This window comes from Armatimonadota bacterium (assembly GCA_031081675.1).
Lineage (GTDB): Bacteria > Sysuimicrobiota > Sysuimicrobiia > Sysuimicrobiales > Kaftiobacteriaceae > Calidihabitans > Calidihabitans tengchongensis.
Window position 1 is genome coordinate 34,127 of record JAVHLZ010000007.1, and the last position, 22,404, is coordinate 56,530.

18 protein-coding genes are annotated in these 22,404 nt (G+C 71.5%); 1 reads left to right on the top strand and 17 read right to left on the bottom strand.

Annotation, left to right across the window (positions count from 1 at the left end):
- Window positions 1–59: 59 nt before the first annotated feature.
- The 16 genes from RB150_04015 to pcrA all read right to left on the bottom strand — a co-directional run bounded on the left by RB150_04015 (window position 60) and on the right by pcrA (window position 20,049).
- Window positions 60–1,094: a dipeptide ABC transporter ATP-binding protein gene (locus tag RB150_04015; GenBank protein ID MDQ7819702.1), complete on the bottom strand. Its 1,035-nt coding sequence runs from the start codon at window positions 1,092–1,094 to the stop codon at window positions 60–62.
- A gap of 89 nt (window positions 1,095–1,183) precedes the next feature.
- Window positions 1,184–2,218, bottom strand: coding sequence for an ABC transporter ATP-binding protein (locus RB150_04020; protein ID MDQ7819703.1), 1,035 nt, complete (start codon window positions 2,216–2,218; stop codon window positions 1,184–1,186).
- Window positions 2,219–2,422: 204 nt separating this feature from the next.
- On the bottom strand, window positions 2,423–4,081 hold the full coding sequence (locus RB150_04025; protein ID MDQ7819704.1) for a peptide ABC transporter substrate-binding protein: 1,659 nt from the start codon (window positions 4,079–4,081) through the stop codon (window positions 2,423–2,425).
- Window positions 4,082–4,188: 107 nt separating this feature from the next.
- Window positions 4,189–5,166 carry an ABC transporter permease gene (locus tag RB150_04030; protein ID MDQ7819705.1) on the bottom strand — a complete coding sequence of 326 codons (978 nt, stop codon included), beginning with the start codon at window positions 5,164–5,166 and terminating at the stop codon, window positions 4,189–4,191.
- Window positions 5,167–5,172: 6 nt separating this feature from the next.
- The gene (locus RB150_04035) at window positions 5,173–6,138 is read right to left on the bottom strand and encodes an ABC transporter permease (protein ID MDQ7819706.1); all 966 of its coding nucleotides are present in this window, start codon (window positions 6,136–6,138) and stop codon (window positions 5,173–5,175) included.
- 79 nt (window positions 6,139–6,217) lie between these two features.
- Window positions 6,218–7,123 (bottom strand): ABC transporter permease, encoded by a 906-nt coding sequence (locus RB150_04040; GenBank protein MDQ7819707.1) that lies wholly within the window; start codon window positions 7,121–7,123, stop codon window positions 6,218–6,220.
- An 86-nt stretch (window positions 7,124–7,209) separates the two neighbouring features.
- On the bottom strand, window positions 7,210–8,205 hold the full coding sequence (locus RB150_04045; GenBank protein MDQ7819708.1) for an ABC transporter permease: 996 nt from the start codon (window positions 8,203–8,205) through the stop codon (window positions 7,210–7,212).
- Window positions 8,206–8,261: 56 nt separating this feature from the next.
- Window positions 8,262–9,941 (bottom strand): peptide ABC transporter substrate-binding protein, encoded by a 1,680-nt coding sequence (locus tag RB150_04050; GenBank protein MDQ7819709.1) that lies wholly within the window; start codon window positions 9,939–9,941, stop codon window positions 8,262–8,264.
- Between the two features lie 87 nt (window positions 9,942–10,028).
- Complete coding sequence (locus tag RB150_04055; GenBank protein MDQ7819710.1) at window positions 10,029–10,370, bottom strand: helix-turn-helix domain-containing protein; 342 nt, start codon at window positions 10,368–10,370, stop codon at window positions 10,029–10,031.
- A 118-nt stretch (window positions 10,371–10,488) separates the two neighbouring features.
- Entirely contained in the window at window positions 10,489–10,692 is a 204-nt protein-coding gene (locus tag RB150_04060; protein MDQ7819711.1) for a hypothetical protein, read from the bottom strand.
- Entirely contained in the window at window positions 10,689–11,723 is a 1,035-nt protein-coding gene (locus tag RB150_04065) for an ABC transporter ATP-binding protein (GenBank protein ID MDQ7819712.1), read from the bottom strand. The genes RB150_04060 and RB150_04065 overlap by 4 nt, the downstream gene beginning before the upstream one ends.
- Before the next feature lie 7 nt (window positions 11,724–11,730).
- Window positions 11,731–12,717: an ABC transporter ATP-binding protein gene (locus RB150_04070; protein MDQ7819713.1), complete on the bottom strand. Its 987-nt coding sequence runs from the start codon at window positions 12,715–12,717 to the stop codon at window positions 11,731–11,733.
- 2 nt (window positions 12,718–12,719) lie between these two features.
- On the bottom strand, window positions 12,720–14,048 hold the full coding sequence (locus tag RB150_04075) for an ABC transporter permease (GenBank protein MDQ7819714.1): 1,329 nt from the start codon (window positions 14,046–14,048) through the stop codon (window positions 12,720–12,722).
- The gene (locus tag RB150_04080; protein MDQ7819715.1) at window positions 14,045–15,163 is read right to left on the bottom strand and encodes an ABC transporter permease; all 1,119 of its coding nucleotides are present in this window, start codon (window positions 15,161–15,163) and stop codon (window positions 14,045–14,047) included. Before RB150_04080 ends, RB150_04075 begins: the two co-directional genes overlap by 4 nt.
- An 84-nt stretch (window positions 15,164–15,247) precedes the next feature.
- Window positions 15,248–17,746: an ABC transporter substrate-binding protein gene (locus RB150_04085; protein ID MDQ7819716.1), complete on the bottom strand. Its 2,499-nt coding sequence runs from the start codon at window positions 17,744–17,746 to the stop codon at window positions 15,248–15,250.
- Window positions 17,747–17,916: 170 nt separating this feature from the next.
- Window positions 17,917–20,049 carry a DNA helicase PcrA gene (gene pcrA / locus RB150_04090; GenBank protein MDQ7819717.1) on the bottom strand — a complete coding sequence of 711 codons (2,133 nt, stop codon included), beginning with the start codon at window positions 20,047–20,049 and terminating at the stop codon, window positions 17,917–17,919.
- Between the two features lie 184 nt (window positions 20,050–20,233).
- Here pcrA and RB150_04095 point away from each other — a divergent pair, with 184 nt between their 5' ends.
- On the top strand, window positions 20,234–20,611 hold the full coding sequence (locus RB150_04095) for a four helix bundle protein (GenBank protein MDQ7819718.1): 378 nt from the start codon (window positions 20,234–20,236) through the stop codon (window positions 20,609–20,611).
- Between the two features lie 107 nt (window positions 20,612–20,718).
- Here RB150_04095 and guaA read toward each other — a convergent pair whose 3' ends face one another.
- Entirely contained in the window at window positions 20,719–22,245 is a 1,527-nt protein-coding gene (guaA, locus tag RB150_04100) for a glutamine-hydrolyzing GMP synthase (protein ID MDQ7819719.1), read from the bottom strand.
- Window positions 22,246–22,404: the final 159 nt, after the last annotated feature.

Sequence of the window (22,404 nt, forward strand, 5' to 3'; positions counted from 1 at the left end):
TCGCCCCGCGTGGTGCGCCCTCGTCCGCTCCTCCGGCCACCACCCCCTCTCCCCCCGCCTCAGGATGCCGGCTGCTTCAGCACCGCCGCCTTGCTGCGCTGGTGGCGGAACGGCTGCACCTCGCAGGCCACATAGTGTCCGGTGCCGGTGACGTCCACCAGGTGCTGCTCGTTGACCCGGCAGCTCTCCCGGGCGTACAGGCAGCGGGTATGGAAGCGGCAGCCCGACGGGGGGTTCACCGGGCTGGGGACGTCGCCGGGCAGGATGACCCGCTCCCGCCGCAGGCCCGGATGCGGAATGGGCACGGCCGACAGCAGCGCCTCGGTGTACGGGTGCTGGGGGTTGCTGAACAGTTCGTCGGCGTCGGCGATTTCCACGATCTTGCCCAGGTACATGACGGCGATGCGGTCGCTGATGTGCTTGACCACCGACAGGTCGTGGGCGATGAACAGGTAGGTCAGCCCGAACTCCTTCTGCAGTTCCTCCAGCAGGTTGAGGACCTGGGCCTGAATGCTCACGTCCAGGGCCGAGACGGGCTCGTCGCAGATGATCAGCTTGGGGTTGACCGCCAGGGCCCGGGCGATGCCGATGCGCTGCCGCTGGCCGCCGCTGAACTCGTGGGGGTAGCGGTTCATGTGGTAGGGCGACAGCCCCACCACCTCCAGCAGCTCCTGGACCCGGCGGACCTTCTCCTTGCCCCGGGCCAGGTTGTGGATCTCCAGGGGCTCCCCGACGATGTCCCCCACCGTCATGCGGGGGTTCAGGGACGAGTAGGGGTCCTGGAAGATGATCTGCATGTTGCGCCGCATCCGGCGCAGTTCTTCCTTGCTGAGGGTGAAGATGTTGCGGCCCTCGAAGTACGCCTCGCCGCTGGTCGGCTCCATCAGGCGCAGGATGACCCGCCCCAGCGTGGTCTTGCCGCAGCCCGACTCCCCCACCAGGCCCAGGGTTTCCCCCCGGCGGATGGTGAACGACACCCCGTCGACCGCTTTGACGGCTCCCACCTGCCGCTGGAAGATGAACCCCTTGGTGACGGGAAAGTGCTTGACCAGATTGCGGACGTCCAGGATGACGTCGTTGCCCGTGGTGCTCACGCGTCCCTCCCCGATGGCGGCGCCGGCTCGCGCCTCTTCTCTATCATACAGGGAAATGTCACACCCATGGGAACGCCCGGCCCGCCCCGTCACCGGTAGCGGGAGGCGGCCAGGCCCGCGGCGGCCGCCGCCTTCTTCTCCTCCTCGGTGGCGTGCTCGCTGTGCAGGTAGCACCGGGACGTGTGGTCCGGCCCCACCGGGTACTCGGGGGGATCGGCCTTCACGCAGATCTCCATGGCGAACGGGCACCGGGGAGCGAACGCGCATCCCGGCGGCAGGTCGATCAGGCTGGGCGGCTGGCCCTCGATGGGGATCAGCCGCTCCTTGCGCTCGTAGAGCTTGGGGATGGAGTGCAGCAGCCCCCAGGTGTACGGGTGCTGGGGGTTGTTGAAGATCTCCTCCACCGGCGCCCGCTCCACCGGCCGCCCGGCGTACATCACCACCACGTCGTCGCACATCTCGGCGACCACGCCCAGGTTGTGGGTGATCAGGATCACCGACATGTGGAACTCCTGCTGCAGCTCGCGGATCAGGTCCAGGATCTGGGCCTGGATGGTCACGTCCAGGGCCGTGGTGGGCTCGTCGGCGATGAGGATGCTGGGATTGCAGGACAGCGCCATGGCGATCATGACCCGCTGGCGCATCCCGCCGCTGAACTGGTGAGGATAGTCCCGCACCCGCTCCCGGGCCAGGGGGATGCGCACCTTCTCCAGCATCTCCACCGCCCGATCCCAGGCGTCCTTCTTGGACAGGCCCTGGTGCAGCATCACCGCCTCGGCGATCTGCTCGCCGATGGTCAGGACCGGGTTGAGGGACGTCATGGGCTCCTGGAAGATCATGGCGATCCGGTTGCCGCGGATGCGCCGCATCTCCTCTTCGGACAGGCGCAGCAGGTCCCGGCCCTCGAACAGGACCTGGCCCTCCACGATCTTGCCGGGCGGCTGGGGAATCAGGCGCATGATGGAAAGGGCGTGCACGCTCTTGCCGCACCCCGACTCGCCCACGATCCCCAGGGTCTCCCCCTTGCGCAGGTCGTAGGAGAGACCGTCCACCGCCTTGACCACACCTTCGTCGGTGTAGAAGTAGGTCTTCAGGTTGCGCACCGACAGCAGGACATCCGCCATCCGGTCCTCCCCGCGCTCACCGCATCGCTGACGCACCCGAGCGCGTTCCTTTCCTTCTTCCCTCGTCCTTCTTCCCTCTTCCTTCTGTGGATCGTTGCACCGGTGAAATGTTGACCGGGGGTGCCGGACCGCCGACCCCCAGCCGATCCGGTCGCCAGACCCCGGACGCATCCTTTTTCGCCAGCGCGCCCCCTCTCCCTCCCCTCAACGGTCGGCCCACGCCCACTCCCAGGCGTTCCAGGGCAGGAAGGAGCCCACCAGCCCCGTGGGGCGGATCCCCCGGATCTCCCGCCGGGCCGCGGTCAGCGACAGGCCGAAGTACAGGGGCAGGGACGGCAGGTCCTCGGCAAACACCTCCTGGTGCCGCCGCAGCAGGGCGGTCCGGCGGTCGGGGTCCAGCTCGGCGACCAGCTGTTCCATCAGCCGGTCGCTGTCGGGGTTGCGCCAGCCGGTCCGGTTGTTGCCCTCCCAGTTGTTGGCCGCCGAGGGGATCTGGCTGCTGTGGAACCGGTCGAAGGCGGTGGACTCGGGCGAAAAGACGCTGGTGTACATGGCCAGATGGGGGAACTGCCGGCGGGGGACGATGGTACCCAGGAAGACCGACGACGGCCGGTTGTCGATCCGCACCTCCACCCCCACCGCCCGCAGCTGCTCCCGGATCAGCTGCTGGACCTGCTCGCGGGCGGCGTGGCCGGCGGTGGTCATGAACACCAGTTCCAGCCGCCGCCCCTGGCCGTCCCGCAGGACGCCGTCCGGCCCGGGGGTGAACCCCGCCTCGGCCAGCAGGGCCCGGGCGCGCGCGGGGTCGTAGGGGTAGCGGCGGACCCGGGGGTTGTGGGCCGGGTGGCGGGGCGGCAGCCAGGAGTGGGCCACCGGCTGGCGGCCCCCGAACAGGGCGGCGGCGATCCCCTCCCGGTCGACGGCGTAGGCCAGCGCCTGGCGGACCCGCCGGTCGCGCAGCCACTCGTCGTCCAGGTTGAAGTCAATGCGCTCCCACCGCAGGGACTCGGTGTAGTGGGCCGCCATCCAGGGCGCCCGGCGCTCGACCTCGGCCATCTGCTCCAGGCTGAGGTTGCCGATCTCGACGGCGTCCACCTGGCCGGCCAGGACGTTGGCCAGCAGGACGCTGCTGTCCAGGATGAACCGGAACACCAGGCGGCGGATCCGCGGGCGGCCGAGGGGCCAGCGGTCGGAGGCCTCCACCGTGATGTGGCTGCCGGGCACCCACTCCACGAACCGGTAGGGCCCGTTACCCACCGGCGCCCGCCAGTACGGGTGCGCCCGCAGGGCCGCGGGGTCCTTCAGGTAGGCCGCCTCCAGCAGGTGGCGCGGGTAGACCACGTCGGTGCCGAAGGGCGACGAGCCGGCAAACGGCCACGGCTCGTTCCACGTGACCACCAGGGTGTACGGGTCGGCCGGGGTGGGGACCAGGACGTTGTCCACCTTGCGCAGGATGAACCGGCTGACCTGCGGCGTGCGGGGGTGGCGCAGCATCCCGTAGGTGAACCGGAAATCCAGGGCCGTCACGGGGCGGCCGTCGTGCCAGGTGAAGCCGCGGCGCAGCCGCCAGGTCACCCGCATCCGGCCGCCCGGCAGGACCTCCCAGTCGCCGTCCCCCACCCGGGGCAGCTTCTCCACCAGCACCGGCATCCGGACCCACCGGTCGGTAAAAGGCGCCACGGCGGCCCACAGGACGTTGCCCACCACCGCCGAGGCGGACATGATGGAAAACTCCCCCAGCACGTCCGGCTCCTGGCCCATGCCGATGACCACCGTGTCGCGCGCCGGCGCGGCGGCTGCCCCCCCGAGGACGGCCGAGATCCCCAGCACCAGGACCCCGCACCCGCAGGCCACCTTCCTCACCCTGTCCCACCTCCACTCCTCGCCATCAACGCTCCCGCGCTCCAACGTTTCAACGCTTCACGTTCCTAACGCCCCGCCTTGACTGTGAACCTTCAACCCCCAACGGCCTACCGGTGCCACCGCGGGTCCAGGGCATCCCGCAGCCCGTCTCCCAGCAGGTTCAGACCCAGCACCGCCAGGGCGATGGCGCACCCGGGCGCCACCGCCAGCCAGGGGGCGGTCCACAGGGCGTCCTGGGCCCGCTGCAGCATGTTGCCCCACGACGCGGTCGGCGGAGCGATCCCCAGGCCCAGGTAGCTGAGGGCCGACTCGCTGAGGATGGCGTGGGCGGCCGCCAGGGTCGCCGCCACCGCCACGGGCCCGGCGGCGTGGGGCAGGACGTGGCGCATCAGCACCCGCCCATCCGAGGCGCCCGACGCCCGCGCCGCTTCCACAAACGTCTCCTCCCGCACGGTCAGGACCTGCGCCCGCACCAGGCGGGCCACCGGGGGCCAGCCGAACGCGGCCAGGATCAGGACGACCTGGCCGGGCCCGCCTCCGGGCAGGAGAGCCGCCAGGATCAGGTACAGGGGGAGGGTCGGGATGGCCAGAAGGACGTCCACGGCCCGCATCAGGACCGCGTCCACCGCCCCCCCGTGGAAGGCCGCCAGCGCCCCCACGGCCGTGCCCGCCGCCGCAACGAGCAGCGCCACCCCATAGCCGACAGCGAGGGAGATCCGGCCGGCGTACAGCAGCCGGGACAGGACGTCCCGGCCCAGCTCGTCCGTTCCCAGCGGATGCCCCGGGCCCGGCGGCATCCACCGCTCGGGCAGCCGGGACCGGTCGGGAGGGGCCGGCGCCACCCAGGGGGCCAGCAGGGCCAGCGCCGTCAGCGCTCCCGCCACCACAGCCCCCGTCACCGCCAGGCGGTGGCGGCGCAGGCGGCGCAGCGCGAGCCGCCACGGAGGCGTCACACCCACCTGGCGCACCACGGGAGCGGGAGACCGGACGTGCCCGGGACGGAAGACCTGCGGCCCTCGGGTGCGCGGGGACGCCTCCCCGTTCTTCCACTCCACCGTGCCCACGGTCCCGCGCTCCACCATCATCGGCGCTCATCCGTACCGGATTCGCGGGTCCACCGCGGCGTAGGCCACGTCGGCGGCCAGGTTGGCGAGGACCGTGACCGCCGCCAGCAGCATCAGGACCGCCATGGCCACCGGGTAGTCGTGGCCCAGCACCGCCTGGTACAGCAGCAGTCCCATCCCCGGCCAGCTGAAGACCGTCTCGGCCACCACCGCCCCGTCCAGCAGACGCGGCACGGCCAGCGCCGCCAGGGTCACCAGCGGCAGCAGCGCATTGCGCAGGGCGTGGCGGCGCATCACCGCGCCGTCTGCCACCCCCTTGGCCCGGGCGGTGCGGATGTAGTCCTGCCCCAGAGCCTCCAGCACCCCGGCGCGGGTGTAGCGCGCCCACGCCGCCATCCCGCCGGCGGCCAGGACGACCGTGGGCAGGACCAGGTGCCGCGCCCGGTCCGCCAGCGCCGGCAGGCCCGCCTCGACCCCCGGGGTCATCATCCCCCCGGCCGGCAGCCAGCGCAGCCACACCGCGAACGCCAGGATGGCCACGATCCCCAGCCAGAACACGGGAACGGAGAGGCCCGCCACCGACAGGCCGGTGGCGGCGTAGTCCCACGCCGAGCGCGGCCGGGCGGCGGCCAGAATCCCCAGCACCACGCCCCCCAGCACCCCCAGGGCGAACGCCGCCCCGGCCAGCTGCATGGTGGCCCCCAGGCGGCGGGCCACCAGGGTCGCCACCGGCTCGCTGTAGGTCCGCGAGTATCCCAGGTCGCCCCTCACCACGCTGCGCAGCCACTTCAGGTAGCGCACCGGCAGAGGATCGTCCAACCCGTACTGGGCGCGCAACCGGGCCACGTCCTCGGGCAGCAGGTCCGGCCGCTGGGAGGCCAGGACCTCCAGCGGGTCTCCCGGCGTCGCCGCCAGGAGGGCGAAGAACACCACCGACAGGCCCGCCAGGACCACCAGGCTCTGGACGAGGCGCCGGATGAGGTAGGAGATCATGCCTCACTCACGGGGTTCGGGAACGCCGCGGCCGCCGTCCTCCTGCGCTCCCCCGGCCTGTGGTCCCGGGCGCCGCCCGTCAGATCTTCAGCCGGGGGTCGAGGGCGTCGCGCAGGCCGTCGCCGAAGAAGTTGAAGCACAGGACCGTGAGGAAGATCATCAGGCCGGGCCAGAAGGCCAGCCAGGGGTCGGTCCACAGGTAGCTCTGGGCGTTCTGCAGCATGTTGCCCCAGGAGGGGATGGGCGGCTGGATGCCCACCCCGAAGTAGGAGAGGGCGGCCTCGGTCAGGATGGCGCCCCCCACATCCAGGGTGGCGGCCACGATGATGGGCGCCATGGCGTTGGGCAGCAGGTGGCGGAAGATGATGCGGGTCTCGCTGGCGCCCAGGGCCCGGGCGGCGTCGGCGAAGTCCTGGGTCTTCAGACGCAGGATTTCCCCCCGCACCAGCCGCGCCGCCACCGTCCACCCGAACAGGCCGATGATGACCACGATGGGCAGGATGCCTCCGCCAAAGTAGCGCCCCAGCAGCAGCAGGACGCCGAAGACGGGGAGGGTGAGCACGATGTCGGTCAGGCGCATCAGGACGTTGTCCAGCAGGCCGCCGTAGTAGCCGGCCACCACCCCCACCAGGGTGCCCAGCGCCACCGCCGAGAAAGCCGCCGCGAACCCCACCACCAGCGACACCCGCCCGGCGTACAGCAGCCGGGTGAAGACGTCGTGGCCCAGGTCGTCGGTGCCCAACCAGTGCCGGCCGACAAACGGGGGGGCGAACCTGTTGGTGAGGTCGATCTGCTCGAACCGGTACGGCGCGATCCACGGGGCGAAGACGGCCGCCAGGATCAGCAGAGCGATGACCGCCAGCCCCCCCATGGCCAGCCGGTGGCGGCGCAGTCGCCGCCAGGCGATCTGCCAGTAGCCTTCGCCGGCGCGGGCGGCCTCAGCCGCGGCGGCCGCGGGCGCAAGGGTGACCGCGGGGCGGGCCATGCCTCTACCCCCGTCCCGCCGGGGCGCGAGGGTGGGGAGGCCGGGACGGCAGGGACGGCTGCCGGACCCCGAGCGCCCACCCCCGGTCAGTCATACCGGATCCTCGGGTCGAGCACCGCATACGCCACGTCGGCCAGCAGGTTGAACACGAGGACCAGGACCGCCAGGAACATGAGCACGGCCTGGGCAGCCACGTAATCGCCGTTGAGGACCGACTCCACCAGCAGCCGCCCCACCCCGGGCCAGGCGAACACGGTCTCGGTGATGGGGGCGCCGGCGAAGAGGTTGGCGATGGACAGGGCGATGATGGTGACCAGAGGGATCAGGGCGTTGCGCAGGGCGTGCTTGTTGATCACCACCGGCTCCGCCAGTCCCTTGGCCCGGGCCGTCCGCACGTAGTCCTGGCGGATGACCTCCAGCATGCTGGACCGGGTGTAGCGGGTGTAGGTGGCCATGGACAGCAGCGCCAGCACGATGGACGGGAGGATCATGTAGCGCAGGCGGTCCAGGATGAACGGCAGCCCCGGCGGCACGCCCGGGGTGCTGATGCCGCCGGGCGGCAGCACCAGCCAGCCCAGCCCCGGGATGGCCGTCCAGGGGTGCCAGACGGCGAACACGTAGATGGCCATGATCCCGAACCAGAACACCGGGATGCTGACCCCGAAGAACGTGAACGTGGTCGCCACGTAGTCCAAGAGGGAGTACTGGTGCAGGGCGGAGTAGATGCCCACCGGCACCGCCACGGTCACCGCCAGCACGAACGCCGTCACCGTCAGCCACAGGCTGTTGGCGATCCGGTCCCGCAGCAGGTCGGTCACCGGCTGCTTGTAGGTCCGGGAGAAGCCCAGATCGCCCTGCAGGGTGCGGCCCAGCCACTTCAGGTAGCGCACGTGGATGGGCTGGTCCAGGCCGTACAGGCGCTTCAGGCGCGCCACGTCCTCGGGCCGGACCCGGGGGTCGGAGGCGATCAGCAGGTCCACCGGATCCCCCGGCGCCAGGGTCAGCAGGGTGAACAGCAGCACGGAGATCCCCAGGGCGATGGGGACCATCTGGAGGATGCGCCGGAGGATGTACCGCTGCACGGAGGATCACGGGGCCGGGGCGGGAGATCGAATCCCCCGCCCCGGCACCCCTCAGGTCACTGCCAGAACCACCGGTGGGCGTTCCACGTCTCGTAGGTGCCGCTCAGCTGCACGGCGGTGAAGCCCTGCAGCCCCACCTTGGCGGCGGCGACCGACGCCCGGACGTACAGCGGCAGGGCCGGCAGGTCCCGGGCGAAGATCTGGGCGCTCTGCTGCAGCAGCCGGTTCCGGGCCGCCTCGTCCACCTCGCGGCTGGCGGCCTTGCACACCCGGTCCATCTCGGGGTTCTTGTAGCCCGGGTAGTTCTGCCCGGCCCACCCGTTGGCCTCGGTGGGGATGCCGTCGGAGGTGTACAGCTGGTCGCAGTCGGAGGTGGGCGACATCACCCACGCGTACATGGCCAGGGCCTTGAACTTGCGCTGGTTGGTGATCTCGCCGAACAGGACCCGGGCCGGGAAGTTCTGGATGGTGATCTCGATGCCGACCTCCCGCAGGTTCTGCTGGATGATCTGCTCCACCTGCTCCCGCACCCGGTTGCCGGCGGTGGTGTTGATCTCCAAGGACAGGCGCTGGCCGGCGGCGTTGCGCATGATCCCGTCGGGGCCGGGGGTGAAGCCGGCCTCCTGGAGCAGCGCCCGGGCCCGCGCCGGGTCGTAGGGGTACTTCTGCACGTTGTCGGTGTAGCCGGGGTGCCGCGGCGGCAGGTAGGTGTGGGAGACGGGCTGCTTGCCCTCAAACAGCTGCTGGGAGATGGCCTCCCGGTTGATGCCGTGGGCGATGGCCCGGCGCACCCGCACGTCCTGCAGCAGCGGGTTGTCCAGGTTGAAGTCGATGTGCTCCCAGATCAGGCCCGGCTCGAAGAACACCCGGAACCGGCCGGCGGCCTGCTTCTCCAGCTGCACCGCCTGGTCGAAGGAGATCCCGATGGTGCTGATGGCGTCGATGGCCCCCGACAGCATGTTGGCCACCAGGGCGTTGGTGTCGGGGATGAAGCGCCAGATGATGCGCCGGATCCGCGGCGTCCCGAAGAGGGGGTGGTTGGGCACCGCCTCCACCGTCAGGGACGCCCCCTTGCGCCACTCCACCAGCCGGTAGGCGCCGTCGCCGACGGTGATCCGGGGGTCGTTGCCGTACGGCGCCTCGTTGAGCTTGCTGGGGTTCTCCCGGTAGTACCGCTCCACCACGTGCCGGGGCAGGGCGCCGTACTCGGTGATGGTCAGGTTGGCGTAGGCGTAGCGCTCTTTCCAGTTCACCTGGATGTCCAGCCCCTCGGCGCCGCGGGTGCACAGGACGTTGGCGATGCGGTTGGTCAGGTCCCGCACCACCACCGGCACGTTCACGTTGCGGGCCACCGTGTGGCCGAAGACGTAGTCGGCGCAGGTCACGGGGCGCCCGTCATGCCAGTTGCGGGCCTTGAGCTTCCAGGTGAGGGTCATCCGGTCGCCGTCCAGCTTCCAGGTGCCGTCCCGGAGGTTGGGGATGTACTGGACGCCCTGGGCGAACAGCTTCCAGGTGTTGTCCCGCTCCACGTCGCTGACGAAGATGGTGTCCATGACGGAGACCGCCGCCGCCATCTCCGCGAACAGCGGGTTGAGGAAGTCGGGCTCCTGCTGGATACCGATGACGACGGTGTCCCGCCCGGCCGCCGGCTGCTGGGCCTGCACGGCCCCCGCCGGCCACAGGGTGATGGCTACCGCCGCCAGCAACAGGACCGCCTGCTGCCATCGCGCGCGCATCTCACTCCCCCTCCGTGTCCAGAGTCTCGGGACAGTCCGTCCCGAGTGTCGCGTGCTCGCTCGCGTCCACGCACCCCCTCCCGCGCCCTAGTGCAGGCTGTGCAGGACCCACTCCAGCGGGTTGAGGCTGAACAGCATCCGGTCCCGGACGGGCAGGCGGGGCGGCTGTCCCCCGGCCGGATCCCCGGACGGTGTGACAGCGGCGTCCGACCGCCGCGGGGGCACCGGAGAGGCCCCGGGCACCCGGTGCCTGTCCAGGAACGCCTCCAGGTCCGCCCGGCGTACCCGGTAGACCCTGCCCACCCTGGCCGCCGGCAGCCGCCCGGACCGGATGTACCTGTACACGGTCATCCGGTGCACCTGGAGGTAGGCCGCGACCTGTTCCACCGTCATCAGGTCCGGCCACCGCTCGGCCGGCTCGCCAGACACCTTCGCCTCCCTGCTCACGGAAGCATACTATTGTTACGCCAAGGTAACGCAGTTCCCCTGTCGGAAGTTCTCCCCCGGCGCTCCGACCGGCCACCCCGGTCCACACTCCCGGGACCTGCTACGGCCCCAGCCGGCGCCTGAGCAGCCCGGCGGCTCCCACCATACCCACCGCCAGTCCCGCCACCGCGACCCCGTAGGCCGCCAGGCCAAGTCCCAGGGAGGGGGGGATCCAGCGGAGGACCATCGCGAAGACCGTCACCCAGCCGACCGCCAGCAGCGCGGCTCCCGCAGCCACGAGGCGATGTGGGCGCTCCAGCCTCACCCCGTCCGATCCCCATCCCGGCGGCCGGGCACCGGAGCGGCAGGCACCGGCGCCACGGCGGGGGCGTACAGCCAGCAGGCGACCCGGTGGGCGGGGTCGGGCTCCCAGAAGGCGGGGTCGCGGACCTCGCACACGCCCCGCACGATGCGGGGGCAGCGGGGGTGAAACCGGCAGCCCGCGGGAGGAGCCAGCAGGCTGGGAGGCTCCCCCGGCGGCACGTCCCGGAACCGGGCGGCGTTGTCCGGGTCGGGGTCGGGGATGGCCGCCAGCAGGGCCTGGGTATAGGGATGCCGGGGCGACCGGATGAGCCGGTCCACCGGGGCGTCCTCCACGATCCGGCCCGCGTACATGACCAGCACCCTCTCGCAGAAGTACCGCACCGTGGACAGGTCGTGGGTGATGTAGATCACCCCCAGCCGGTAGCGGGCCTGCAGGGCCCGCAGCAGCTGCAGGATCTCCACCCGCACCGAGGCGTCCAGCATGGAGACGGGCTCGTCGGCGACGAGCAGGTCCGGCCGCAGGATCAGCGCCCGCGCCACCACCAGCCGCTGCTGCTGCCCGCCGCTGAGCATGTGGGGGTAGCGGGGGAGAAAGTCGTCCACGGGGGTGAGCCCCACGTCCTCCAGGACCGTCCGCACCCGCTCCAGGCGCTCGCGGGCGGACGCCACGCCGTTGACCAGGAGCGGCTCTTCCAGAATCCGCCGGGCGGTCATGAACGGCGGCAGCGCCCCGTAGGGGTCCTGCTGGACGTACCCCACCCGCGCCCGGTACCACCGCAGGGCGGTGCCGTCCAGGGCGCGGCCGTCGAAGACGATCTCGCCCCGGGTGGGCGGGTGCAGGCCCAGCAGGGTGCGGGCCAGGGTGCTCTTGCCGCACCCGCTTTCGCCGACGATGGCCACCGCCTCGCCCCGGCGCAGCTCGAAGCTCACCCCGTCAACCGCCCGCACCACCCCGGCGCGCAGAAACCCCCACCGGCGCAGCTCGAACCACGTGTGCAGATCCCGGACCGACAGCAGCACGTTGTCGGACATGGCCCCCTCACGCATACAGCCAGCACCGGACCTGCCGGCCGTCCACCTGCAGCAGCGGCGGTTCCTCGCTGCACCGGCCGAACCGCGCCGGGCAGCGGTCGGCGAACCGGCAGCCGGCCGGCGGACGGACCAGGCTGGGGGGTCGGCCGGGAATGGCCGCCAGGGCCTTCTCCTCCCGCAGGGCGGGGACGCTGGTCATCAACGCCCGGCTGTAGGGGTGCAGCGGCTCCCGGTAGAACTGGCCCGCGGTGCTGACCTCCACCACCTGGCCGGCGTACATGACCGCGGCGTCGTCGGCCAGCTCGCTGCTGGTGGCGATGTCGTGGGTCACCAGCAGGAAGGTCACGCCCATCTCCTTCTTGACGGCCTTCAGCACGTTCAGCACCGCCGCCTGGGTCAGCACGTCCAGCGCCGAGGTGGGCTCGTCCAGGATGATCAGGTCGGGCACCATGATCAGGGCCATGGCCAGGGCCACCCGCTGGCGCATGCCCCCGCTGAGCTCGAAGGGATACCGCTCCACGAAGTCCAGCGGCACCCCCACCTGCCGGAAGACGTCCAGGACCGCCCGGCGGGCGTCGGCGGCCGTCTTCGCCCGGCCGTGCACCAGCAGGGGCTCGGCCACCTGGTCTCCCACCGGCAGGACGGGGTTGAGGGCGTTCATGGCCGCCTGGGGGACCAGGGCGATCCGGACCCACCGGATCTCCCGGCGGAACTGGTCCTCGGGCAGCGCCATGATGTCCTGACCGTCCAGCCACACCCGCCCCGCATAGGTGTGGACGTTGCGGGGCAGCAGGCGCAGGATGGCCCGCACCAGCGAGGACTTGCCGCACCCGCTCTCTCCCACGATGACCAGGCTGCGGCCCCGCCGGACCACCAGGTCCACTCCGTCCACCGCCTGCACCGGCCCCCGGTGGGTGCGGAAGTACAGCCGCAGGTCCTCGGTGCGCAGCAGCGACGGGACGGACGGGGCGGTCGGAGGTCTGCGCTCGTCCACGGTCACATCTCCCGCAGGCGCGGGTTGAAGATGCGGTCCAGGGCGTAGCCCAGCATGGTGAACGCCAGGCCGCTGAGCATGAGCAGCGCCGCCGGCTGCAGGACCCAGTAGTAGTGGCCCGTGTACAGGGCTCCCTGGCGGTAGGCGTCCTCCAGGACCTTGCCCCAGGTGGGCAGGACCGGGTCGCCCAGGCCCAGCACCGCCAGGGTCGCCTCCAGGAAGACGAACGCGGGAATCAGGGTGACGAACTGGGGGATCAGCACGGGGATGGCCCGGGGGATCATGTAGGTGAACACCATGCGCAGGCCCCGGACCCCGTAGGCGCGGGCGGCCTCAATGTAGGGAGTCTCCTTCACCTGCAGGAACAGGGCCCGGTAGGTCTTGATCCCCGCTCCGAACACCCCCAGCAGGATCACCGCGCCCAGGATGGCCCAGATGCTGCGGGAGTACAGGGTCCCGATCATGATGAGGATGGGCAGCACCGGCAGGATCAGGTTCACCTCGGTGATCCGCTGGATCAGCCCGTCCACCCACCCCCCGTACCACACGCCGACGGCGGCGATGATGAGGGTGCTGACCGTGGACCCCACCGCCGCCAGCAGCCCGAACGCCAGGGCGACGGGTGTGCCCCACAGCAGCGCCACCGTCAGGTCGCGGCGCTGGTGGTCGGTGCCGGCGATCCCGTAGACCTCCCCGTAGACCACCAGCCGCGCGTCCAGCCGCGCCTCCGGCTCGAACAGGAAGGCGCTGACCTCCAACGCGTAGCGCCCGGGCCGGGCCTGGCCCGGGCGGGCGGGGTCGGCAAAGAGCACCGCCTCCGGGGGACCGCCCAGCTGCTGGCGCAGGTCCGGGGTGGCCGACATGCGGTAGGCGTACCGCCGGCGGTCCACGGTGAGCTCCGCCAGGGGGATCTGCCGGCCGTCGGGGAACCGCCAGGCCAGGGCCACGTGGGGAGCGCGCTCGCTGAACTCCGCCTCCAGGAATGCCGACAGCTCCGGCGGCGGGGTCTGGTAGGGATACGCGAAGGCCAGATCGGCGGTCATTTGGCGGACGCCGCCGCCCAGGTCGTCCTGGCGGCGCAACGCCCGGCGGCTGTCCACCACGATGGTGGCCGCCCGCCGGCGCGTCCCGGGAATCCAGTTGGTCCACGCCGGCCAGGCGTTGCGGGGGACGTCCAGCCACAGGTCCTCCCCGCCCTGCCACAGGCGGACCGCCTCGGGCAGAGGCAGCCGGACCGCCGCGTACACCGACAGCAGCACCAGCAGCCCGATGATGGCCAGGCCGGCCACCGCCGCGGGGATGCGGCGGATCTCGGCCAGAGCGTCCCTCACCGCCGCTCCTCCCCGCCCACCTTCACCCGGGGGTCCACCACCGCGTAGACGATGTCCAGGACAAAGACGGTCAGGGCCAGCAGGTAGGCGTAGATGATGGTGACCCCCACGATGACCGGGGTGTCAAACGCCCCGATGGCCTGGTACAGGGCCCGGCCCAGCCCCGGCCAGGTGAACACCGTCTCCAGGACGATGGCGCCGGTCCACGCGCCGATCAGGCCCAGGGCGAAGCTGGTGATGATGGTGGGCAGAGTGGGGCGCAGGATGTACCGGCGCTCGATCATCGCGGGCGGCAGCCCCTTGGCCTGGGCCATCTCCACGTAGTCTTCGCTGCTGAAGATGAGGAAGAACGTCCGCCACGAGTACACCGCCAGAAAGATGGTGCTGGCCCACAGGGCGGCGGTGGGAAGGATCATGTGCTTGAGCACGCTGAGCGCGTAGCGCACCGGGTGCTCGGGTGGCGGGGCGTCCACCATGCCGCCGAACGGCAGCACCCGCAGCAGGGCGGCGAAGATGAGGATGAGGAAGATGCCGTAAAACCACGCCGGGGCCGCCGAGGTGGGCGCCAGGGCGATGATCAGCCGGTCCGCCCGGCTGCCGTACCGGCGGGACAGCGACAGCGCCGCCACGACCGACGTGACGAACAGGAGGACCTGGGCCGTGACGAACAGCAGCAGGGTCGGCGGCAGCCGGTCCAGGATGATGTTGCGGACCAGGCGCGAGCCGGTGTCGCTGGTGGTGTGCTCGGCGAACCCCAGCCGCAGCAGCAGCGCCTCCCGCAGGAAGGTCACGCTGCGCACCAGGAACGGCCGGTCCAGCCCCAGCCGCTGCTCCTCCAGCCGCACCAGCTGCTCGACAAGCCGCTGGCGTTCTTCCGGAGGCCGCATCCGCATCTGGGGGTCCAGCAGCACCTGCAGGGAGACCTGCTCGCGGATCTCGGCGCGCTTGATCCGGTCCACGTACCCGCCCATGTTGGCCACCAGGATCGTCAGGTAGACGCCGGCCACCACCGTCAGGAACAGGGCCAGCAGGCGGGTGCCCGCATAGGTGGCCACCCGCGCCAGGGTGCCGGCCGCCCTCGTCCTGGGGACCGCGGGAACGACGGCCTGGGCCATAGGGGTCCGCGCAGGCGGGAGGGGGCGCCCGGCAGCGCCCCCTCCGCCTGCGCGCTGCTTTCTATCCTACATGACCCGGCCGGGTCACGGCAGGGTGGTGAAGCTCAGGCTGCTGAAGGCGGGGATGCTCACCACCTTGGAGACCACCACCACCTCCAGGCGGTTGGAGCCCGGGGCCAACCGGGCCGTGGTGGCGGCGGGCAGGACCACCCTCCACAGGTCCCCCGCCCGCTGGGCGGCCCCCTGGGCCGCCAGCTGTCCCCGGGCGTCGAACAGCAGGTACTTGACCTCGTCGATCTCCGCCGCCGGGTAGGGCTGGTCCCGGAAGGTGATGCGCACCTCAAACGCCGCCTCGGTGCCCACCTTCACCGAGCGCGGACCGCTGGTGGACACCACCGGGATCTTGGGCTCGCCAAAACGCAGCCACTTGGTGGAGGGGTCGGGGAAGCGCGGGAACCGCCGCAGCTCCACGATCTTCTCCACCGGGGACACCCGCTGGATCTGGAACGGCCCCATCCCCACCCAGAAGTGGCCGCGGCCGGTGCGCCAGTGGGTCAGGAAGGTGTACCGCTGCCGGGCCTCCTCCGGGCTGATCACCGCCCCCAGGGTGGGCGCGTAGGGAATGTAGTTTTCGGCCCGGGCGGCTTCCAGCTGCCGGTCCAGGACCGCCAGCGTGGGCCCGGCCACGTAGTTGAGGTGCTCCACCTTCCGCTTGGTGGACTTGTCCCGGCTGAACGCGGCCTGGCCGGCCGCCTCGGCCCGGATCCCCAGGCCCACCGCATGCCAGGCGCCGGGGCCGAAGCCGTAGTTGGGCATGAAAGCCTCGGCGGCAGTGGAGGCGACCAGCTCGGCGTCGATCTGCCAGGTGTCGGTGTAGTACTCGGCCACCAGCGGGTCCTTCGAGACGATGCGGAACCCGCGGAAGGTCTCCTGGAACGACTCAAACGAGGGCACCACCGACTCGTCGAAGATGGCGCTCTCCTTCTTGGCCCGGTCAAAGCCCAGGATCATCCCCAGCATGATGTCGCCGAGGGACAGGCGGCTGCCGTCGTGCCACTGGACCTTGCGGAACAGGTCCCGTTCGAAGTACACGACCGTCTTCACGTTGGCCGCCAGGCCCTGGGGGTGCTTCTCGCCCACCGTGATCCACCGCTGGGCCCGGGCATCCCAGTCGATGTAGGCGTCGGGGGGTACGGGGATCCGCGGCGCGAACCGCAGGGTCACCCAGTCCAGCGTCCTGGTGACCGGCAGGCCCTGGCGGACGGTCACCTCCGCCCGCTCCACCCGCTGGGGGTGGAACAGGCCGGTGTAGGGGTCGGGGATGGTGGCCCAGTCCTGGGTGGCGCGGATCAGCGCCTGGTCGAAGATCCAGTTGGACCCGCCCACCGGGTTCCAGGGCTGGGTGAGGATGCTGGGGAGGGCGATCTTCATCGTCCCGCCGACCCGGTCCCGGTAGCGGAGGGTGTACGGCCACAGCCGCGCCCCCGAGTACCCCGCCGACAGGTCGGCCACCAGCTCCACCTCCGCCCGCCGCGGCCAGATGGAGGTCCGGGTGACCAGCCACACCCGCACCGAGTCCTTCAGGGCCAGCTCCAGCGCCGTGGCCATCATCCGCCGGCGCTCCTCCACCGAGCGGAACTTGCGCTGGGCCAGCGCCTCGGCGATGCGGTCGAACTCGGGGTCGGGCTTGTAGGCCTGCCACAGGGGCTCGGTCAGGCCGCGCCTGGTGTAGAAGAAGTCGAAGTTGTCGGCCTCGTCCCGGCTGATGAGGGTGGTGATCCACCCGCCGGTGTACAGGTGCCAGCGTCCCTCGGCGGGGTCCCCGCCGATCCACAGGGGCGCCAGGTCCCGGGAGGTCCCGTAGCGGCGCTCCACGGTGAACCCCAGGCCCTCCAGCAGCCCGGCGATGTAGTCGCCGATCCGGCGGCGCTCGTCCTCGGTGCGGATCAGGAAGGTCAGGGTCACCGGCGCTCCCCGGAACTGCCACTTGCCGCCCACCAGCGTGGCGCCCAGCTTCTGCATCTCCTCGGTGATGACGGCGCGGGCGCGCTCGGGGTTGGGCGCGTACGCCAGCTCCAGCCGCCGGGCGACGTCGGCCAGGCGGGCGTAGTCGGGGAAGACGGTGGCGATGGGGAAATACCGGGGCGAGCCCAGACCGCCCATGATCTCGCTGGCGATGTACCGGCGGTCAATGAGCCAGTTCAGCGCCTCCCGGATCCGGGGCACGGCGAACGGGTTGAGCCTGTCGGTGTTGGGAAAGACCGGGCCCACCGGGTTGAGGGTCAGTTCGTGGTAGAGGCCGTAGGAGGTCGCCGACGTCAGCCCCCGCAGACGCTCCAGGCGCGTCCGCTGCTCGGGGTTGGAGGTGCCGGAAAACCACGCCTGGATGTCGTTGGCCTCCAGCCGGGTGATGGCCGAGGCGTCGCTGGGCTCCTCCACCGCCAGGACCACGTCCACCCACGCCCCCACCCGGGCCTGGGCGCCGGTCCCGGCCGGCAGGGTGGCCACCAGGACCAGGGCCGCCAGCGCGGCCGGGAGGGCCCGGAGGAACGGGACGGCATCCCTGCGCGTCCGAACGACCATGTCTCTCCCTCCTCGCTCCGGGGCCCGATCGCCACTGTGCCGGGCTCCCCGGACATGGCTACCGCACACGGGTCACGGGAGTATCATTCACCGATTTTGGCGGACGCCGGGGGCGACTCCTGCCCGGGGGGCGCCTGCCGCCGCGCCGGCGGATCCCCTCAGACAACCACCTACTTCGGCAGGACCTCCAGCGGCGCGTAACCCACCGCCAGCCGCTTGACGCCCTGGGCGAACTGCACGGTGATCACCGCCCGGGCCCCCTCCCCCTCGACCTCCAGGACGCGCCCCTCGCCGAAGTGGGCGTGGCGCACCCGGTCCCCCACCGAGGGGACGGACACGTCCCGGTCGAGGTCCACCTCGGCCGGCGCCGGCGGCACCTGGAGGGGGACCAGCAGGTCCGGGGGAATTTCGTCCAGGAAGCGCGACGGCACCCCGGGCAGGGCGCTGCCGAAGGCGGCGCGCATGCGGGCATGGGTGAGGTACAGACGGCGGCGGGCCCGGGTCATGCCCACGTAGCACAGACGCCGCTCTTCCTCCAGCCCGCCCTCCTCTTCCAGCGCCCGGGCGTGGGGGAACAGCCCCTCTTCCAGCCCCACCAGGAACACCACCGTGAACTCCAGCCCCTTGGCCGCGTGCAGGGTCATCAGGGTGACCCGGTCGACCTCCTGCGTCCAGGTGTCCACGTCGGTGATCAGGGCCACGTGCTGCAGGAACGCCTCCAGGCTGTCCTCCCCCGACACCTCCTGGAACTCCCGGGCGACGGTGACCAGCTCCCGGAGGTTTTCCAGCCGGCTGTGGGCCTCGTCGGTCCCCTCGGCCTCCAGCATGGCCTGGTAGCCGGTCTCGGCCAGGGCGATCTCGATCAGGTCGGCAGGCGGGACCCGGCGCGCCCGGTCGGCCAGCCGGGCCATCAGGGCGGCGAAGTCGGCGGCCGCGGCGCGGGCCGGCCGCGGCAGGTCCTCCAGGGCGTCGGGGCGGCCCATGGCCTCCAGCAGCGCGATCCCGTGGGCGCGGGCGTAGGCCTCCAGCCGCTGCACGCTGACCTCGCCGATGCCGCGGCGGGGCACGTTGAGGACCCGCCGCAGGCTGTCGTCGTCGGCAGGGGTCAGGGCCAGCCGCAGGTAGGCGAGGATGTCGCGGATTTCCTTGCGCTCGTAAAAGCGCAGCCCGCCCACGATGGTGTAGGGGATGCCTGAGCGCAGGAACTGCTCCTCGAACAGGCGCGACTGGGCGTTGGTCCGGTACAGGACCGCCACGTCCCGGTAGCGCAGGCCGTCGGACCGCACCAGGCGCAGGATCTCGTCGGCCACAAAGCGCGCCTCGTCGTGGCCGTCCCGGGCTTCGTAGCGCACCACCGGGTCTCCGGGGGGATTGGCCGTCCACAGGACCTTGCGGTGGCGGTGGGGGTTGCGCGCGATGACCTCCCCCGCCACCCGGAGGATGGCCTGGGTGGACCGGTAGTTCTGTTCCAGGGTGATGACGGTGGCGTCGGGGTAGTCGCGCTCGAACTCCAGGATGTTGCGCACGTCGGCCCCCCGCCAGCGGTAGATGGCCTGGTCGTCGTCACCCACCACGCACAGGTTGCGGTGCCGGGCGGCCAGGGTCCGGATGAGGAGGTACTGGGCGTGGTTGGTGTCCTGGTACTCGTCCACCAGGATGTGGAGGAAGCGCTCCTGGTACTCCTGGAGGACGTCGGGCGCCTCCTCGAACAGGCGCAGCGTCTGCAGGAGCAGGTCGTCGAAGTCCAGCGCGTTGCGCTCGGCCAGGGCCTTCTGGTAGGCCTGGTAGACGCGGGCCACGGTCTCCTCGTACCACCCCGATGCCCGCCGGGCGAACGCCAGGTGGTCCAGGGCCTCGTTCTTGGCCCGGTCGATCAGGGCCAGCACCACCCCGGGCGGGAACCGCCGCTCGTCCAGGCCCAGGTCCCGCAGGCACTGGCGCACCACCGCCCGCTGGTCGTCCTCGTCGTAGATGAGGAAGTCCCGCGCCACCCCCACCCGCTCCCCGTGGCGGCGCAGGATCCGGCTGCAGATGTGGTGGAAGGTGCCGATCCACGCCGCCCGGGCCACCGCCGCGCCCAGCAGCCGGTCCACCCGCTCCCGCATCTCGCCGGCGGCCTTGTTGGTGAACGTCACCGCCAGGATGCGGGAGGGCGGGACGCCCTGGTGGCGCACCAGGTACGCCAGGCGGTAGGCCAGGACCCGGGTTTTGCCGCTGCCGGCGCCGGCCAGGATCAACAAGGGGCCGCCCGGGTGCAGGACGGCCCGCCGCTGCGGTTCGTTGAGGTCAGCCAGGAGATCCACCGACGACAAATCTACGCGATCTACGCGATCTGCGCAATCTGCGCGATCCACACCTCCGTTGGGGGGCGAGGCATGTGAGCGTGAGCGTCAATTCCTGAGCATCGATTCCGCGAGACGGCTGACGGCCATTGGCCCATGACGGCCATGGCGCCGGGCGAAGGCCCCGCTAGACAATAGAGGCGCCATGACCTACAAGCGGTTTGAGGACCTACCCGTATGGCAAGCGGCCCGGAGACTTGTGCGGGCTGTCTACGAGGTCACGTCCGCGGGCTGGGACCGCAGCCTGCGAGATCAAATCCGACGGGCAGCGCTTTCGACGATGGCCAACGTCGCCGAGGGATTCTCCCGCCGGTCAGACAGAGAGTTCCTACAGTACCTGTTCACGGCCAAGGCGTCCGCAGCCGAAGTGCAGAGCCACCTGTACGTGTCCCTCGACCTCGCCCATATTGACGCATCCACCTTCCACTCCCTGTTTCGCTGCACAGAGGATTTCAAAAAACAGGCGTCTGGACTCATTGCCTACCTGGCCCGGGAGCGAGCGCGCAAGCGGCACCGGCCGTGAGGGCGATGTGCGTAATCTACGCGATCTGCGCCATCGGCGCAATCGCGCAATTCAACAGGCCTCCGATTGCGTAGATCGCGCGATCGCGTAGATCGCGCAGATGCCCGTCACTCCCACTCAATCGTCGCCGGGGGTTTGGAGGTGACGTCGTACAGGACGCGGGTGACGGCGGGGACCTCGCGGGTGAGCCGCGACGCGATGCGCTCCAGCAGGTCGTCGGGCAGCCGGGCCCAGTCGGCGGTCATGCCGTCCTCGCTGGTGACGGCGCGGATCACCACCGTGTGGCCGTAGGCGCGGGCGTCGCCCTTCACCCCCACCGACGGCACCGGCAGCAGGACGGCGAACGCCTGCCACAGCTGCCGCATCAGGCCGGCGTCCTGCAGTTCCTCGATCAGGATGGCGTCGGCGGCCCGGGCCAGCTCCAGGCGCTCGGGCGTCACCTCCCCCACCACCCGGATGGCCAGACCCGGGCCCGGGAACGGGTGGCGCCACACCAGGGCGTCGGGCAGGCCCAGCTGGCGGGCCACCTCCCGCACCTCGTCCTTGAACAGCTCCCGGAACGGCTCCACCAGGCGGAACGGGAGGTCGGCCGGCAGCCCGCCCACGTTGTGGTGGGTCTTGATGCGCGCGGCGGTGCGGGTGCCGCTCTCGATGACGTCGGGATACAGGGTCCCCTGCACCAGGAACTGCACGTCGCCCAGGCGGCGGGCCTGCTCGCGGAAGACGGCGATGAACTCCTCGCCGATCAGCCGCCGCTTGGCCTCGGGGTCGGCGACCCCGGCCAGCCGGGCCAGAAAGCGCTCCCGGGCGTCCACGTGGACCAGGGGAACCCGGAAGTGGTCCCGGAACGTCGTGACCACCTGCTCGGCCTCTCCCCGGCGCAGCAGGCCGTGGTCCACGAAGATGCAGGTGAGCCGGTCGCCGATGGCGCGGTGCACCAGCGCGGCGGCCGCGGCCGAGTCCACGCCCCCGGACAGGGCGGCCACCGCCCGGCCGTCACCCACCTGGTCCCGGACGGCCGCCACCTGGGTGTCGATGAACGACGCCATGGTCCACTGGGGGCGGCAGCCGCAGACCGCGTACAGGAAATTCTGCAGGACCTGCCGGCCCCAGGGCGTGTGGGTGACCTCGGGGTGGAACTGGACCCCGAAGCGCCGGCGATCGCGGTCGGCCATGGCGGCCACGGGGTTGTGGTCGGTGCGGGCCAGGGACACAAACCCCGGCGGCAGCTCCACCACCGAGTCCCCGTGGCTCATCCAGCACATCAGCCGCGCTTCCAGCCCGCTGAACAGGTCGGCCCGGTCGTCCACGAACAGCCGGGTCCGGCCGTACTCCCGCCTGCCCGCGGCGGCGGTGCGGCCCCCCAGGACGTGGGCCATCAGCTGCATCCCGTAGCAGATGCCCAGCACCGGCAGCGCGCCGTCGAAGATCCGCGGGTCGCACCGGGGCGCCCCGGGTTCGTACACGCTGGCCGGCCCGCCCGAGAGGATCAGTCCGCGGGGACGCAGGGCCAGGATCTCCTCGTAGGAAGTGTCGTGGGGCACGATCAGGCTGCGCACCCGGCACTCGCGCACCCGGCGGGCGATGAGCTGGGCGTACTGGGCGCCGAAGTCGACCACAAGGACGGTGTCCACGGAACTGACGGGATGGGGGGTTCGGAGGTCGGGATCCGGGGCGGGCGAGGCCGGAGTCGAGCGTTCGAGCCGCGCCGGGCTCACGGGAGCGGCCGCACCCCCGCGGCCGGCGCGGGGAGCCTCCGGCCGATCCGCCTGTGTGCCGCGTCCGGTTCCGTC